Source organism: Chromobacterium alkanivorans, assembly GCF_016937655.1.
Taxonomy (GTDB): domain Bacteria; phylum Pseudomonadota; class Gammaproteobacteria; order Burkholderiales; family Chromobacteriaceae; genus Chromobacterium; species Chromobacterium alkanivorans.
The window spans coordinates 69,036-84,647 of sequence record NZ_JAFHKL010000014.1 but is presented as its reverse complement, the minus strand read 5'-3'; the positions used below and the strand labels follow the sequence as shown (position 1 = coordinate 84,647).

Here is a 15,612-nt window from a genome sequence, read left to right as displayed (position 1 = left end):
CAAGCTTTTTCAGCCCTCCGCCCGAACCTGGCCCTGAGTCTTGAGCCAGGCGGCAAGCCGCCCGCGGGCATTGCGGCAGGGCGAGGCGGTGTTGAACTGTATCATCCGCCCGCGCGTCCATTTGTCGTACCAGGGCCGGCCGTACAACGCCTGGTCGGAAAAACCCTCCACCAACGCTTCCACCTGGCGCTGGCTGTCGTCCAGCATCGCGCACAGCCGGGCCCAGTCGCCGATCTCGCGGTAGTCGCGGTAGAACTTCTGCGCCAGCAGGCCCAGCTGGTTCCAGCGGTAGCCGGCGTCGGGGAAATCGATGGCCGCGCCCTCCCGCTCCAGCCGGTGCCACTTCAGCACCAGCGCCTGCCAGCCCAGCAGATAGGCCAACAGGTCCGCCGCGCTCATGCGGCTGCCCTTGGCGTGCCCATCCAGTTCCTGGGCGAAGGCGCGCTCCGGCGGCACCCGCGCCAGCACCGCGCGCAAGCGCCGGTATTCGTCCCTCATCGCCGCCAATAAAGCGGCCTTGTCCGTCGGCACCGCCATGTTCGCCTCCCCCGCTCGCCGGGCATTGGCTACAGCTTAACGCCGGCTGGCCAGCATGCCGCTGACGATTATCAAACCCATCGCCGCCAGACCGCCGGCGCTGAGCGGGTCGCCCCACAGGCCAACGCCCAGCAGCGTGGAGAACACCACGGTCAGGTAGGACAGATTGGCGGCCAAGAGCTTGCGGCCCACCTTGTAGGCGCGGGTCATCGCCAATTGGGCGATGGTGGCGGTGGCGCCCAGGCCCAGCAGCAGCCAGACGTTTTCCAGCGTCACCGGATGCCAGGTTTCGAACAGCATCAGCAGCAGGCCGCCCAGCGTGGAGATCAGCGCGAAATAAAACACCACCTTCCATTCCGGCTCGCCCTGGCGGCCCAGTTCGCGCACGTGCAGATAGGACCAGCCGGCCAGCAGGCCGGAACCGACGCCGAGCAGGCCGGCCAGCCAGGCCTCGCTGGACAGCGTGGGCCGCAGCAGCAACACCACGCCGACGAAGCCCAGCGCCAGGCCGGCCAGCGCCTGCTTGGGCAGGCGTTCGCGCAGCAGAACCACGGACAGCAGCGCCAGGAACATCGGCGAGGTGTAGTTGAGCGTCACCGCGGTGGACAAGGGCAGATGGGCGATGGCGTAGAAATACAGCAGCAGCGAGGCGTAGCCGATCAGGCCGCGCTGCACGTGGTAGCGCAGCAGGGGGGTGGCGAAGCGCTCGCGCCGCCACAGGGCCGCCGCGCCCAGCGTGACCGCGCCCACCAGGGTGCGCCAGAACACCAGCTCGGTGGAGGAGAAATACTCGGCCCCCAATTTGACGAACACCCCCATCAGGCCGAAAAACACCGCCGCCACCACCATCCAGCCCGAACCCAGGCGCCACTTTCCACTAGTCAAACCACGTTATCCTTATTCATTGTCGTTCAATCATCAGGCTCCGCCTCGGAACCGGTTCCAAGCCTCGCGAGCCAAGGCGAGACCAAGCGCAGCAAACTTTGGAAGCGGCTCAGCGCAAGGCCGCCATCAGGCCGGACCCCACAATCAAGGCCATCGCCGCCAGCGACCACCCGCTCAAAGAATCGCCCCACAGCAAGACGCCCAGCAACACGGAAAACAGCACGGTCAGATAGCCGAAACTGGCCACCAGGTATTTGCGCCCGTCCTTGTAGGCGCGAGTCATCGCCAGCTGCCCCAACATGCCGCAGACGCCGACGCCGAGCAGCGGCAGGACATTGTCCGCCGTCACCGCGCTGAAGCCCGGCCCCAAGACCAGCCAGACGCCGCCCAGCACGCTGGAAACGGTGAAGAACCAGAACACCACCTTCCAGGACGGCTCGCCCATCCGTCCCAGTTCCCGCACTTGGAACACCGCGTAGCCGGCGCTGACGCCGGACAGCAGGCCGATCAGGCCGGCCAGCCACTGCGCCGAGCTGAAAGTGGGCCGCAGCAGGATGACGATGCCGACGAAGCCCAACAGCAAGGCCAGGCCGGTGCGCGGCGTCAGCCGGTCTTTCAGCTTGACCACGCACAGCAGGGCGAAGAACAGCGAGGAGGTGTAGTTCAGCGTCACCGCGGTGGACAGCGGCAGCCGGGTCAGCGCGTAGAACAGCGCCACCATGGACGCGTAGCCGACGAAGCTGCGCTTGATGTGGCCGCGCCAATGCGGCGTCAGCGGCGATTGCCGCTTCCAGCCCATCGCCGCGCCCAGCGCCAGCGCGCCGATGGCGGTGCGCCAGAACAGCAGCTCGGTGGAGCCGAAGGCGTCGGCGCCCAGCTTGACGAACATGCTCATCAAGGCGAAACACAGCGCCGCCACCACCATCCAGCCGGAGCCCAGGCGCCCCTGGCGCAAGCGCAGTCCCAAGGCCCGCGCGCCGTCGCTCAGCGCCGGCGTCATCGCTTCAACAATTCCAGCGACAGGCAGATGGCCTCCATCTGCCGACGGTAGGTCTTGAATTCCGACGCGTTGGCGGCGCAGCGCGCCTCGGCCATGCGTTTCTTGTCCCCCAGCTGGAACACGTGCAGATTGTGCCGGACGATCCACAGCCGGTTGGAGACGAAGCGGCCGTCGCGGTATTCGGTGACCAAGCGGCCGCTGCGGCTGTTGCCGCGGGCGAAATTGGCGGCCTCGCGGTTGTCGCCCTCGCGGCGGTATTTCTGCGCCAGCCGCGCCAGGGTGTCGCCGCGTCCCGGCTTGCGCGAGAACACCTGCACATCGATGGCGGCGCGTTCGCGCTGATCGGCCTTGGGCGGCACCACGCGCAGCACGCGCTGGCCGTCCACCACGCTGGGGCGAACCTTCCAGCCCGGCGGCACATTAAAGCGCACCCGGCTGGCGGCATCGGTATAGACGGCGGCCTGGGCCAGCGGAGCCAGCAGCGCCAGCGACAAGGGCAAACAGCGGAAAAGCGTTTTGAGCATGGAATCGGGCAAACCGGAAGATAAGAGCCCGCTCAAAGTCTGCGGCAAACTTTGAACAGGCTCGTAAAAAAGGCGCGGACCTCGTCCGCGCCTTTGCATTATGACACCGCAAGCCGTCGCTTAACCAGCCAGCGCCGCGCCCATCTTGCGCCGGTAGAACTCGTGGAAGTGCAGCATGCCCTCCTCGGTGGGCGATTGGTACGGCCCCACCTCGTTCTCGCCGCGCAGCCACAAGGCGCGTCGGCCTTCGTGCATCCGGTAGCAGATTTCGTCGTCTTCCTTGGCGGTCTCGAAGTAAGCCGCCTGCTCCGCCTCGATGAACTCCGGCTCGAACCACACCACGTCCTCCGGGTAGTAGAACTCGGTCAGCACCGTGCACTGCTCCGGCCCGCGCGGCATCACCACGCTGACCACCAGCACGTGCGGATACCACTCCACCATGATGTTGGGGTAGTAGGTCAGCCAGATGGCGCCGAACTCCGGCTGCTGGTCGGCGTAGCGGCGGCGCACTTCCTCGTGCCATTTGCCGTAGACGCGGGAGCCCGAGGTGGCCAGCTGGTTTTTCACGCCCACGGTCTGCACATGGTATTGCGCGCCCCACTCCCACTTCAGATCGTCGCAATCAACGAAATTGCCGAGGCCGGGGTGGAAGGGATCGACGTGGTAGTCCTCGGAATACACTTCGATGAAGGTCTTCCAGTTGAAGGCGTACTCCGTCAGATGGCTGGAATGGTAGGCGTAACCGTCAAAGCTCATGTGCTTGGCCACGCCCAGGTTTTCCAGGTCGCGCGCCACATTGCGGCGCGCGTCGAACAACAGGCCGTTCCAACGCGTCAGTTCGGTCTGGCTCAGGTTCAAGCACGGCGTCTCCGGGAAATGCGGCGCGCCCAGCAAAGAGCCTTCGGCGTCGTAAGTCCAGCCATGCAAATTGCAGACGATATGATTGCCGTTGCCGCGACCCTTATAAATGATGGCCTGGCGGTGACGGCATACATTGGAGATCAGCTTGATCCGGCCATCCACATTCTTGAGCATCTTGCCGTGCCCCATCCATTCCAGAGTCTGATAATCGCCGGCGTTGGGCGTCATCAGCTCATGGCCATAGTAGATGGGCGCGTCTCCAAACAGCAGCCGCTGTTCCTGAGCGTAATAGGCAGGATCAAAATAGGTATAGACGGGTAGCTGGGCAGCAGATGCTTGAAGCAACTGCGCGGAAGCCAGATCAGACATTATTCCCACACCTCCGGTAGAAGATATAAGACCAGCCGAATCTCGCTTAAAACGAGTTTGCGGGACTATCAAAAACAATCAACAAAAACAAGGCCGAACCTTGCAACAGAGGGGCGGATTATGCCCCCGCCCCCCCACCGGGGCAAGCCTTTCCTCTCTACCGGAACCGGGTTTTTGGCGTAAAAACATCAGCTTGCCGTACCCAAATCATACTTAGAATAATATTTTTGATAGGAATCAAAGATTTAGCATTCACGCTGCAATGCAATATTAGAGTCGCTTAATTCATGATGTTATAATCGCCGTCATCGCCTCCGTCCGGCTTTGAGCCACGACCCCTTCTGGACTGTAGCCGATATGCCGCCAGTTACAATGCCTGCCGCGTAAATACAGGCGCAGCCATGCTTTCGCTGGTGGCGCGGCAGCGCTGACGCCAGCTTCCGGCAATGCTATACCGATTGAAAAGCCGTGCCCGCCACAGCGAGAACCCACCCTCGCCGCCGCGGCCGCAAGCTTGGGATCCATGGCGACAAAACCGCTGATTTTTGCCTAAATGCCAAATCTTACGACTCATCGCGCCACGCGCCTGCAGCCTGCGACACCGCTCGGTCGGTGCCGGACCGTCGTTCGCGCCCATTCCCCCCGCGCGTCACAGGAAAGCCTCTGAAAACATGCAAACCTTTTTCCTCGCTCCCATCGGCTTCAACGCCGGCCTGACCTCGGTGGCGCTGGGCGCCATCCACAGCCTGGAGCAAGCCGGCCTGCGCGTCGGCTTCGTCAAACCCATCGCTCAGGGCGCGGACCCCAAGGAGCCGGAACGCTCCACTCACTTCGCCCGCGCCATCTGCCGGCTCAATCCGCCGGAGCCGATTCCGATGGAGCGGGTGGAACGCCTGCTGTCCAAAGGCCAGGTGGATCAATTGATGGAAGAAGTGGTCAGCCTGTATCAACAGGCGGCCAATCAGGTGGACGTGGTGCTGGTGGAGGGCCTGGTACCGGACCAGAAACAGGTGTTCTCCACCTTTCTAAACACCAAGATCGCGCGCAATCTGCAAGCGCAGACCATCCTGGTCAGCGCGGCCGACAACCTGGCCAGCCACGAGATCGCCGAGCAGCTGGAAATGAGCATTCAGGCCTTTGGCGGCGGCCAGGGCGGCCAGATCGCCGGCTACATCCTCAACCGGGTGCCCAAGGACCAAAACGCTCAGGACATCGCCACCGAGGTGCTGGAAAGCGGCAGCTTGATGAAAAAGGCGCGGCTGCCGATGCTGGGCGCCATCCCGCACGAGCCGGAACTGCTGGCGCCGCGCACCCTGGACGTGGCCAATCATCTGAAGGCGCGGCTGTTGCACGCCGGCCAACTGACCAGCCGCCGCGTGCGCACCATGGTGGTGACCGCTCGCACCGTTCCTAATATCGTGCACCTGCTCAAGCCCGGCGCGCTGATCATCACTCCCGGCGACCGCGAGGACATCGTGCTGGCCACCGCGATGGCGGCGATGAACGGGGTGCCGCTGGCCGGGCTGTTGCTGACCTGCGATTCGATGCCGGACCCGCGCATCATGCTGCTGTGCCAGCAGGCCTTTACCGGCGGCATGCCGGTGATGGCCAGCGAATCCAACACCTTCGACACCAGCAGCGCGCTCAACAATATGAGCTTGCAAGTGCCGTCCGACGACCGCGAGCGCATGGAGCGCGTGATCGAATTCGTCGCCGAGCACCTAAACGTGGCGCCGCTGAAACAATACATCGGCACGCCTCAGGAACTGCGCCTGCCGCCGCCTGCCTTCCGTTACCAGCTGATGGAAAAGGCGCGCAAGGCCAATAAACGCATCGTGCTGCCGGAAGGCAACGAGCCGCGCACCATCCAGGCCGCCGCCATCTGCCACGAGAAGGGCATCGCCCGCTGCGTGCTGATCGGCCAGCGCGCCGAAATCCTGCAAGTGGCGGAAGCCCAGGGCGTGACGCTGCCGGAGTCGGTGGAAATCATTGATCCCAACGAGGTGCGCAGCCGCTATGTGCCGCCCATGGTGGAGCTGCGCAAGAGCAAGGGTCTGAACGCGCCGATGGCCGAACAGCAATTGGAAGACAATGTGGTGATGGGCACCATGATGCTGGCGCTGGACGAAGTGGACGGCCTGGTGTCCGGCGCGGTGCACACCACCGCCAACACCATCCGCCCCGCCCTGCAGCTGATCAAGACCGCGCCGGGCGCCAGCATCGTGTCCAGCGTGTTCTTCATGCTGATGCCGGAGCAGGTGCTGGTCTACGGCGACTGCGCGGTGAACCCCGATCCTGACGCCGAACAGTTGGCCGACATCGCCATACAGTCGGCGGACTCCGCCGCCGCTTTCGGCATTCCGCCGCGTGTGGCGATGATCTCCTACTCCACCGGCTCCTCCGGCAGCGGATCGGATGTGGAGAAAGTTAGGGAAGCCACCCGCATCGCCAAGGAAAAGCGCCCGGATCTGATGATAGACGGCCCGATGCAGTACGACGCCGCCAGCGTGGAATCGGTAGGCCGCCAGAAGGCGCCGGACAGCGAAGTGGCCGGCCGCGCCACCGTGTTCGTATTCCCGGACCTCAACACCGGCAACACCACTTACAAGGCCGTTCAGCGCTCAGCCAATGTGGTGTCGGTGGGCCCGATGCTGCAAGGCCTGCGCAAGCCGGTCAACGATCTGTCGCGCGGCGCGCTGGTGGACGACATTGTCTACACCATCGCCTTGACCGCGCTGCAGGCGGAGCAAGGCGAGTCCATCTAAGAACCTGTTTACGATCTGCTGCACGTCGGCGATACGGCGTTGAAAACGGCTTCGAAATGCTCATGTACCGCACGTACATTCCGCTTTCTCAGCCATTTTCGCCTTGTCTCGCCTTAGCTCGCGAGATCGTAAACACGTTCTAAGCCCAGCCCCCTATCCAACCGCCCGCCTCCCGGCAGGCGGTTTCGCCATTCCACGCAACAGTTCCCCTCTCCTATTCCGCCCTGCCCGGCTATGCCATTGCGTTAATTCAAACAATTGTTTTACATTGGAGCGCCATAAAAGCCGCACAACAACAAGCTGCGTCCGCAGCCGCGTCTACAACGCATCAGAGGGGCACTCCATGTCGATTCAAACCATCACCGAATGGTTCATTCCGGACCGCGTACGCCAATCTCCGGAACAGGCTATCCGCGGCCGCACCGTCGTCGGGGTCGGCCTGCTGGCCGGCCTGGTGGCGCCGCTGTTCGCCATCGAATACCTGCAACTGGGCCACCGTGCGATGGCCGCCGGCATCGCGCTGGGCGGCCTGGGCCTGCTGCTGGGGCCGCTGCTGCTCAAACTGAGCGGCGCGGTGCGCTTCAGCGCTGAATTCATCACCAGCTGCATGTACGCGATGGTGTGCTGGATGGTCTACGTCAACGGCGGCATCCAGTCCACCAGCATCGTTTGGTTCGCCGCCATTCCCTTCACCGCCGTCTTCGTCGCCACCCGTGTCTCCGGCATGGTCTGGCTGGGGCTGACCGCGGCCGCCATCGGCCTGTTCTTGTGGATGAGCGCTCAGGGACTGCTGCCCGCCAACCCGATTCCCCACGCCGAAATTCCCAAGCTGCAGGCCAAATCGCTGGCAGGCTTGTCGCTGGTGGTGCTGGCCCTGGCGCTGGCCTTCGACAAGGCCAAGGTCAAAAGCTTTGAGAAACTGGAAGGCGCGCGGCGCGAGGCGGAACAAGCTCAACAGGCGATGCGGCAGCTGATGGCTCAGTTGACCGAGTCCATCCAGGCCGCTTCCAGCGCCAGCCGCGATATCGCCGGCAGCACCGGCAATATGGCCGAAACCATGGCCAGCCAGCGCGAACGCTCCGAAGACATGGTAGTGATCGCCCAACAAATGGCGGTGGTCACCAGCCAGAACGCCGAGCAATCGGTGACGGCCACTCAGCTGGCGCACACCGCCGGCCAAGCCGCCTTGGGCGGCGGCGAAGCAATGGACCAGGCGGTCAGACAGTTGAGCAAGGCCGGCGAAGTGATCGCGCTGGCCTCCAGCCGGCTGGAACAGCTGGGCGAGCGCAGTGCCGAAGTCAGCGGCATCGTGCAACTGATCCGCGACATCGCCGACCAGACCAACCTCCTGGCGCTCAACGCCGCCATCGAGGCGGCGCGCGCCGGAGAGCTGGGCCGCGGCTTCGCGGTGGTGGCCGACGAGGTGCGCAAACTAGCCGAGCGCACCCAGAACGCCACTCTGGACATAGAACAGAAAATCCGGCTGATCGTCGACGGCACCAACCAAGCACTCGTCGCGATGCGGGACGGCAATCAGCAGATGCAGGCGGGCCGCGACAACTCGCTGGACGCCCAACGCAAGCTGTCCGGCATCATAGGCGAAACCGGCGAGCTGGCCAGCTTGCTCAGCCAGATGTCGCAGGCGGAAGCCAATCAAAACCGCGGCTTCGCCCAGTTCGCCAACGACATCACCGCGGTGGGCGAATCCACCCGCAGCCTGTCCGGCGAAACCCAGGCCATCGCGGACGCCATCGCCCGGCTGGACCGCTTGTTGGTGGATCTGGGCCAAAACACCCGCCACCTTCAGTCGCAAAACGCCACGGCATGAAAAACGCCGGCCCTGGGCCGGCGTCGTCCTTTGAACAGGCTCTCGCCCGCGAACGCCCTTATTGCGGCAACTCGCTATTGCTGAACACCTCCAACTGCACTTGCTTCACCCGCTTGTCCGCGGACAGACGCTGTTGCAAGGACAGCAACTCGACCTGGGCCGGCGCGTCGAACACCACCACGCTCTGAGTGCGGTAACGAACGCTCAGGCTATGGTCGCGCGCCACCGCGGCCTCGTCTCGCGGCGAAGCCAGCTTCACCATCACCACGCCGCTGACCCTGGACGGAGCCAGCTCGCCTTCGGAACGCAGCACGTCGCCACGCTTCAGCGTCACACCGCCCTCGCTCGCCGCCGAGCGGGCGCTGACGCCCTGCGGCAGCTTGCCGGCCGGAGCCGCTTGCTTGTAATAGGTCTTGCCGTTGATCACCAGCGGCTGGCCGCCCGGCTTCTGCTTGAAGGACGGAACGTCGGCGGCCTGAGCGCCGGCGGCCAAGGCCAGCAGGCCGGCCAGAATCAGGGAATGTTTCATCGTTATGCTCCTTTGTGGCCGATGAAGCGGATGGACCAAGACCGCAGGGTGCCGGTGGCGTTGGGCAGGCTCAGCGTGCTCTGACCCTGGCCGTCCCGGTAGTCGTAATAGTACTCGGTGCCGTTGGTGTCGATCACGCGCAGCCGCCATTGGCCGCGCGCCGATTCGCCGTAGAAATGGTTGGACAGCAGGCGCTGCTGGTTCAGGCCGTAGCTCTCATTCACCAGGCCGGTGCGCGGCGACAGCAATACCGAGCGGGTGCCGGCCGGCGAAATCAACTCCACCGCCAGGTCGTTGGCGCGGCCGTGCTTGGCGTCCACCAGCACTTGCACCGCTTCCACCGTCAAATCCTCGGCGTGGGTGTACGCGCTGTCCAGCCCGGCTTCGTTGGCGTCCGGAATCGCCTTCATCACCGACACCGTCTGCCAGCGGGTCTTCTCCAGCGCCGCCAGCGGCTTGTGAGTGCGGCCCAGTTCCACCGCCTTGTCCACGTCGATCAGGCCGAAACCGTAGAACGGGTGGAAGGCGAGACCGGCGGCGTTGTTCTGCCAACCCGGCAAGGCCTGGTAGCTGTGCGCGCCGCCCTTGGCGTCCTTGAAGGCCAGGGTCACGCCGGCATGGTTGGCGTCCACTTTGCGCGCCGACTTGATCAGCAGGTGACGCACGTCGCGCGCGCTCAGATTGGGGTAAGCCGACATCAGCAGCGCGAACGAGCCGGAAGCCGCCGGCGCCGCGGCGGAAGTGCCGTTCATGGTGCCGCGGTAATCGCAGTTCGGGTCCAGCGCGGTGCCGCCGTGCAGCTGGTTGGTGGACGGACGCAGCGTGGAGTTGGAGCCGCGGTCGCAACCCACCAGGTCGGTGGTCACCATCGCCGGGCTGGCGGTGCCGTACTCGCCGCCCGGGGAGGTCAGCAACACGTTGGCGCCCACCGAGGAGTAAGACGAGCGCACGCCGTCGGCGTTCAAGGCCGACACCACCACGTTCCAGTAATTGCTGTTGTCGGTGGTCAGGTTGGAGTCCTGCATCGGCAGGCCGTCGTTGCCGGCCTTGGCCGAGACATAGGTGGGCTTGCCTTCGCTGTCCGCACCGGACTGGAAGAGGACGTAGGCGTTGCCCGCCGATTTGACGAACACCGCGCCCTTGCCGCCGTTGCTGCGCAGGCTGACGTCCTCGTGCGCTTCGTCGCGCACCCGCAGCGTCATATCGGTGTCCGGGTTGCCCGGAATCGAGCGGATCGCCGAGCTGCCGTAGCTCTGGTTGAACACGCGGGAGCTGGTCGACGACTGGCCGGCGCCGTCGCTCGGCGATTTGCCGTGCGACAGCATCCAACCGGCGGTGGTTTGCGCCTTCAGCCAGTTGAAGCCGTTCAGGCTGGCCGCCGGCGCCACGCCGCGGCCGCCCAGATTGTTGAAGCCCACCGCGGCGGCGATGCCGGACACGGCGGTGCCGTGGCTGTCGGTGGCCGAGCTGGGGGTCGGGTCGTCGCTATTGTTGGCCAGGTTCTTGGAGCCCGGCACCACATTGCCCGCCAGGTCGGGATGGCGAATCTCCAGGCCGTCGTCGATGACGGTCACCGTCACGCCGCGGCCCTGGATATTGCGCGAATGGCTAAGCGCCAGGTTCAGATCGATGCCGGCCACGCCGCCGCGCTGCGAGAACGCGTTCTGCCCCGTGTTTTGCAGGAACCATTGCTGGGACACCAGCGGATCTCCCGCTTGCAAGGGCGTTGCGGCCTGACCGGCCAGGGACGCCAGGGCCAGCGAAACCGCGCCCACCGTGATATGGATACGCATTGCATCTCCTAAGTGTCGAAACTGCTGTCGATAGGGAACAACCGCCGCGAGTCCGGGGCTGCCACCCCATCGCTCCCGGCCATTCGCCGCCGCCTGCCAGCGACGGCGAAATCCTCGGTCCTCCGCGCCGGCGTCCGGCTCGGAAAACCAAGCCCTCCTCATCCGGACGCCCTGCGGCGAACCTGCGTCGGCGCTCGCGCCGGGCCGCCGAAGCGGCTTTCCTCGCCGCGCTCCGGCCGGCCCCGCCGGCGTCTGCCTAAGCAGTGAACCATCAAAATCGAAAATGCCAAAGTCCTATTTATTTTTATCGTATATAAAAACTTCATAATACAAAATGCAATAATTCCCATTCGCAAATATGGCGTTAGAAAGAAACAAGACAGGGAAAATCTTGTCAAAATCAACCGCTTAGCATGACAAGGCCCTCGAACCGCACAGCCGCCCGCGCGACGAGCCGCCGGCGGCAAGCGCCGTCGGGGCGGCGCGCGGACGTCAGGATTTGTCAGACAGAAGGGCGAAGGAAGGGAACAAAAAGGAACAAAGACACAAATAAAAAACGCCCCGGACGGGGCGTTTCGATGGGTAGCGAGCTTGCCGCGACGTTTAGTCGCGTTCGCCGGCAAAGGCCAGCAGCAGTTGCAGCAGGCTGGTGAACAGATTGTAGATGCTGATGTAGATAGACAGCGCGGCGGAGATATAGCTGTCCTCGCCGCCGTCCACCACCACCTTGACCTGCCACAGAATCATCAGCGAGCTGAACAGCGCGAAAGCCGCGGAGATCATCAGCTGGAAAGCCGGCATGCGCAGGAAGATGTTGGCCACCACCGCCACCATCAGCACGATGGCGCCCACGGTCAGGAAGTTGCCCAGGCCGCTCAGATCGCGCTTGGTGGTGGTGGCGATGCCCGCCATCACGAAGAACACCAGCGCGGTGGCCGCGCCCGCGGTCATGATCAACTGGCCGCCGTTGGAAAACTTGAACGCCAGTTGCAGCAAGGGCCCCAACAGCAAGCCCATCAGGAAGGTGAAACCCAGCATCAGGAACACGCCGGCCGAGCTGTAGCGGTTCTTCTCGATGGCGAACACCAGGCCGTAAAACACGGCCAGGATCGCCAGCATGCCGATGATGGGGCTGCCGGCCAGGAAGCCGAAATTCATATTGGTGCCGACGATGGCGCCCATCACCGTGGGAATCATCGACAGGCCCAGCAAACCATAAGTATTGCGAAGAACCTTATGGCGTACCTCGGCCATACCGGTCGTCTGATAAGCCGTCTCAAGGTTCGGGTGCATAATTAAGCCTTTCTCCAAAGGGATTTTTATCAAATTGTACCGACAGTGACAGCCGCCGTGGCAATAAGTTTCCAGGCGGCCCGGCTTGCGCCTCGCAAACGCTTCGGGTATTCTTGCACTCCCTTGCAAATGCGGGCTTCCGGCCGAATTTGCAAGCGGCATCGAAGCGAAAGTGGCGGAATTGGTAGACGCACTGGATTTAGGTTCCAGCGCCGCAAGGCGTGAGAGTTCGAGTCTCTCCTTTCGCACCACCCCTGCAGTGATCTCCTGACCCTTCCCCCTTTAAAGCCCGCCCCGCGATGACTTCTGCCGTCCGGAATCATCAGGCCGGTCCCAAGCAAACCCCGTCGCTTACGCAACAACTTGCCCCACCCGCGTCCCGCAGCCTGCCGCGCCATGAAAAACGCCCCCGAAACCGTTCCGCTTCGAGGGCGACAAGCCGGGCTTCGGCTTCGAATCAGCTCGCGGCGGCCGCCTGCTTGTCCATCATGATTTTCAGGATCTGCGCATCGGTCTGCACCATGCCCTGGCTGGCCAGTTTGCCGAGGTTGGCGATGGAGGCGTCCAGCTCGCATTCGACGATGCCGTCGCTGCCGGCCACGCACACGCCGTCCAGCGCCATCAGCACCGCCTTGTAGGCTGAGCCGGCCGAGGTGGACACCTTCATCGCGCAACTATTGGACGCGCCGTCGCAAATCATGCCGGCCAGGTCGCCTATCATGCTGGAAATGGCCATGCCCGCCACCGCGTAGCCGCCGCCCAGCAGTTGGGCCATCCCCGCCGCCGCGCCCATGGACGCGGTGGTGACCGCGCACAGCGCGGACAGCTTGGGCAAGCGGGCGTGGATGTAAATCGCCATCAGGTGCGACAGCATCAGCGCCCGCGTCAGCGCCTCGCGGTCGGCGCCGACATGCTCGGCCACCACCACCACCGGCATGGTGGCGGCGATGCCCTGATTGCCGGAGCCGGAGTTGCTCATCGCCGGCAGGGTGGCGCCGCCCATGCGGGCGTCGGACGCCGCCGTGGTGCGGGTGAGGATGCGGGTCAACAGATTGTCCGACAGCAGGCCGGCGCTCACCTGCTTGTGCAGGGTCGCGCCGATGTGCAGGCCGAACTGCCCTCCCATGCCCGCCCGCGACAGCGCCTCGTTCAGCGTGGCCGCCTCGTGGATGAAGTCCATCATTTCCAGCGGCGCCTGGGCGGCGAAGTCGTAGACATCCCGCGCCGTCGCGTCGGAAAAGTCGTATCCGGCGCCGGCCTGGCCCGCGGTTTCGGCTTCGGCGCGGAACAGCGCCGCGCCGTTGCGCTCGATCAGCACCACGTGGGTGTGCGAATCGGCGATGCAGACGCGGGCCGTCTCGTCGCCGGCGAACACCCGGGCTTCCGAATACAGGATATTGGGCACGTCCGCGATGTGCAGCGTCACGCGCTGCTCGGCCAGCATGCGCTTGGCCGCTTCCACCACTTCGCCGCTCAAACCCTTGAGCACCTCCAGCTTGCCGTCCGGGTCGCCGCCCAGCGCGCCCACCGCGGCGGCGATCTGCAGGCCCACGGCGCCGGTGCCCGGCACGGTCACGCCCATGCCGTTCTTCATCAGATTGGGCGACACCCGCGCCTCGATGCGCTCAGGCGCGCGGCCCAGGGTCTTGGCGGCGATGGCACAGGCCAGCGCCAGGGAAATCGGCTCGGTGCAGCCCAGCGCCGGCGCCACTTCCGCGCGCGCCGCCTTGACGAACTGCGGCCACAAATCGGTGTTGAGAGTTGCTGTACACATGATGATTACGCTTTCAAATCAAATAAATGCCTTGCCGCCGCCCGCAAGAGCGGCCGGCGACGGAAATCAGGAAAAGGCCAGGAAGGGCGACACGCAGAGCAGCAGGCCGGTGGCGATGATGATCTTGAGCGCGGTTCCCTTGTATTTGTGCAGGAAGGGCACCTGGTAAACCAGATAGGCCGGGATCAAGCAGCCCACCAGACCAAAGACCGGGCTGCAGATCGAGGTGAAGCTCAGCACCGGGGCGTTCAGCACGATGGCGCCCCAGGACAGCAGGACGGTGAACGCCATGATGCCCTTGGCCACCCACTCCGGCCGGATGCTCTCCTCCGGCATCACCCGGCGCAGCAGATTCATCGCCAGGCCCTGGCAGGCCTCGCGGAAGCCCAGGTAGACGCCAAAGTAAGCCGTCATCACCGCGAAAATATTCAGGATCAGGCTGAACAGCTTGACGATATCGCCCGGCATGCTGCTGGCCACCATGGCCAGCGCCGAGATGTTTTCATGCGAGGCCTTGACCGCCTGCTCGTGTCCCATCGCCAGGGTGAAGGACACCGCGTAGAAGAACACCGTGACGAAGAGGATGCCGAAAGCGATGTTCATCGCCCGCATCGCCTTGTACTGCGCCACCTTGCGCGACTTCTCCCGCGCGCGGTAGGAGATCACCATCGGGCTCAGGCTCTGGATGAACAGGATGGAGGTCAGCGTGAACGGCAGCATGATGATGGCGTCCTTGATCAGGCTGCCCAGCGACGGAAAGGCGCCGACATTGACCATCCGCCATTCGGACACCATGGCCAGGCCCAGCACCGCCACCACGCCCAGCTTGGTCAGCACCATGCCGGTGGAAATCTTGAACAGCAGCTGCTCGCCGCGGGAGGCCAGCGCCACCAGCAGGCAGATCAGGCCCAGGCCATAGAAGGGATTGGCGGACAGCAAGGTCTTGGTGACGCCGAAGCTGTGCAGAAAGGAGGCGCTGTCGTTGGTGATGGCCGTGGAGTACACAAAGACCCAGATCACCAGCATGATGAAGTACAAGGCCCCCAGCAAAATGCCCCAGTTTTTGCCCAGATAGCCGCTGATCACGCTGGGATAGTCCTTGCACTCGGGCGACTCCGCCAGGGTGTTGATGAACAGGCGCTGGAACAGATACATCGCCGGATAGCCGATGACGGACGACAGCAGGAACACCCACAGCCCCATCAGCCCCACCTGCACCGGCAGAAACACAATGCCGGCGCCTATCGCCATGCCTATGCTCATCACGACCCAACCGCGGTCGACGCCGTCGAAACGCACCGCCTCCCGCCACTCCGCTTCGCTCATGCCCGCGCGTTCGGCAGCGCTTGCCCTGGGCTTGACGCCCACCTGGGTGATGTCCATACTCTTTGTTCCTTTAGTGGTTCATCTGCTGTCTCAAGCCCTCCGGCGCCAACCGGAAGCTTGGGTGTCCC

General features: G+C 64.2%; 12 protein-coding genes and 1 tRNA gene. 3 read left to right on the top strand and 10 right to left on the bottom strand.

Annotated elements, in window-relative coordinates; all coding sequences use genetic code 11:
• Nucleotides 1–9: 9 nt before the first annotated feature.
• The 5 genes from JW897_RS20685 to JW897_RS20665 form a co-directional block, all read right to left on the bottom strand.
• The gene (locus JW897_RS20685; protein ID WP_205467465.1) at nt 10–537 is read right to left on the bottom strand and encodes a ClbS/DfsB family four-helix bundle protein; all 528 of its coding nucleotides are present in this window, start codon (nt 535–537) and stop codon (nt 10–12) included.
• Between the two features lie 36 nt (nt 538–573).
• A complete protein-coding gene (locus tag JW897_RS20680; RefSeq protein WP_048415455.1) occupies nt 574–1,386 on the bottom strand; it encodes a DMT family transporter in 813 nt (270 codons plus the stop codon).
• Nucleotides 1,387–1,531: 145 nt separating this feature from the next.
• Entirely contained in the window at nt 1,532–2,422 is an 891-nt protein-coding gene (locus JW897_RS20675; RefSeq protein ID WP_048415454.1) for a DMT family transporter, read from the bottom strand.
• Complete coding sequence (locus tag JW897_RS20670) at nt 2,419–2,946, bottom strand: hypothetical protein (protein ID WP_048415453.1); 528 nt, start codon at nt 2,944–2,946, stop codon at nt 2,419–2,421. The genes JW897_RS20675 and JW897_RS20670 overlap by 4 nt, the downstream gene beginning before the upstream one ends.
• A gap of 120 nt (nt 2,947–3,066) precedes the next feature.
• Complete coding sequence (locus JW897_RS20665; RefSeq protein ID WP_205467464.1) at nt 3,067–4,176, bottom strand: aromatic ring-hydroxylating oxygenase subunit alpha; 1,110 nt, start codon at nt 4,174–4,176, stop codon at nt 3,067–3,069.
• 671 nt (nt 4,177–4,847) lie between these two features.
• Here JW897_RS20665 and pta point away from each other — a divergent pair.
• A complete protein-coding gene (pta, locus tag JW897_RS20660) occupies nt 4,848–6,941 on the top strand; it encodes a phosphate acetyltransferase (RefSeq protein ID WP_019100264.1) in 2,094 nt (697 codons plus the stop codon).
• 343 nt (nt 6,942–7,284) lie between these two features.
• Nucleotides 7,285–8,769 carry a methyl-accepting chemotaxis protein gene (locus JW897_RS20655; RefSeq protein ID WP_205467463.1) on the top strand — a complete coding sequence of 495 codons (1,485 nt, stop codon included), beginning with the start codon at nt 7,285–7,287 and terminating at the stop codon, nt 8,767–8,769.
• Nucleotides 8,770–8,827: 58 nt separating this feature from the next.
• Here the strand turns inward: JW897_RS20655 and JW897_RS20650 are convergent, their stop codons facing one another.
• From JW897_RS20650 to JW897_RS20640, 3 genes are all read right to left on the bottom strand, one after another.
• A complete protein-coding gene (locus tag JW897_RS20650) occupies nt 8,828–9,298 on the bottom strand; it encodes a hypothetical protein (protein WP_019100266.1) in 471 nt (156 codons plus the stop codon).
• Nucleotides 9,299–9,300: 2 nt separating this feature from the next.
• Entirely contained in the window at nt 9,301–11,091 is a 1,791-nt protein-coding gene (locus JW897_RS20645; RefSeq protein ID WP_205467462.1) for a S8 family peptidase, read from the bottom strand.
• A gap of 603 nt (nt 11,092–11,694) precedes the next feature.
• Nucleotides 11,695–12,384 carry a Bax inhibitor-1/YccA family protein gene (locus tag JW897_RS20640; protein ID WP_048407763.1) on the bottom strand — a complete coding sequence of 230 codons (690 nt, stop codon included), beginning with the start codon at nt 12,382–12,384 and terminating at the stop codon, nt 11,695–11,697.
• Nucleotides 12,385–12,550: 166 nt separating this feature from the next.
• Here JW897_RS20640 and JW897_RS20635 point away from each other — a divergent pair.
• Nucleotides 12,551–12,635: transfer RNA gene (locus JW897_RS20635), tRNA-Leu, on the top strand.
• 206 nt (nt 12,636–12,841) lie between these two features.
• On the opposite strand, the gene JW897_RS20630 is transcribed toward JW897_RS20635, so the two are convergent.
• Both JW897_RS20630 and JW897_RS20625 read right to left on the bottom strand, forming a co-directional pair.
• Complete coding sequence (locus JW897_RS20630) at nt 12,842–14,158, bottom strand: L-cysteine desulfidase family protein (protein ID WP_205467461.1); 1,317 nt, start codon at nt 14,156–14,158, stop codon at nt 12,842–12,844.
• A 66-nt stretch (nt 14,159–14,224) separates the two neighbouring features.
• A complete protein-coding gene (locus JW897_RS20625; RefSeq protein WP_156187953.1) occupies nt 14,225–15,541 on the bottom strand; it encodes an SLC5/6 family protein in 1,317 nt (438 codons plus the stop codon).
• Nucleotides 15,542–15,612 lie beyond the last annotated feature (71 nt).

What these genes read in the sequence shown, in the direction of transcription:
- JW897_RS20685 (WP_205467465.1), bottom strand. Translation starts at nt 537, where the DNA reads ATGGCGGTGCCGACGGACAAGGCCGCTTTATTGGCGGCGATGAGGGAC.
- JW897_RS20680 (WP_048415455.1), bottom strand. Translation starts at nt 1,386, where the DNA reads ATGGTGGTGGCGGCGGTGTTTTTCGGCCTGATGGGGGTGTTCGTCAAA.
- JW897_RS20675 (WP_048415454.1), bottom strand. Translation starts at nt 2,422, where the DNA reads ATGACGCCGGCGCTGAGCGACGGCGCGCGGGCCTTGGGACTGCGCTTG.
- JW897_RS20670 (WP_048415453.1), bottom strand. Translation starts at nt 2,946, where the DNA reads ATGCTCAAAACGCTTTTCCGCTGTTTGCCCTTGTCGCTGGCGCTGCTG.
- JW897_RS20665 (WP_205467464.1), bottom strand. Translation starts at nt 4,176, where the DNA reads ATGTCTGATCTGGCTTCCGCGCAGTTGCTTCAAGCATCTGCTGCCCAG.
- pta (WP_019100264.1), top strand. Translation starts at nt 4,848, where the DNA reads ATGCAAACCTTTTTCCTCGCTCCCATCGGCTTCAACGCCGGCCTGACC.
- JW897_RS20655 (WP_205467463.1), top strand. Translation starts at nt 7,285, where the DNA reads ATGTCGATTCAAACCATCACCGAATGGTTCATTCCGGACCGCGTACGC.
- JW897_RS20650 (WP_019100266.1), bottom strand. Translation starts at nt 9,298, where the DNA reads ATGAAACATTCCCTGATTCTGGCCGGCCTGCTGGCCTTGGCCGCCGGC.
- JW897_RS20645 (WP_205467462.1), bottom strand. Translation starts at nt 11,091, where the DNA reads ATGCGTATCCATATCACGGTGGGCGCGGTTTCGCTGGCCCTGGCGTCC.
- JW897_RS20640 (WP_048407763.1), bottom strand. Translation starts at nt 12,384, where the DNA reads ATGCACCCGAACCTTGAGACGGCTTATCAGACGACCGGTATGGCCGAG.
- JW897_RS20630 (WP_205467461.1), bottom strand. Translation starts at nt 14,158, where the DNA reads ATGTGTACAGCAACTCTCAACACCGATTTGTGGCCGCAGTTCGTCAAG.
- JW897_RS20625 (WP_156187953.1), bottom strand. Translation starts at nt 15,541, where the DNA reads ATGGACATCACCCAGGTGGGCGTCAAGCCCAGGGCAAGCGCTGCCGAA.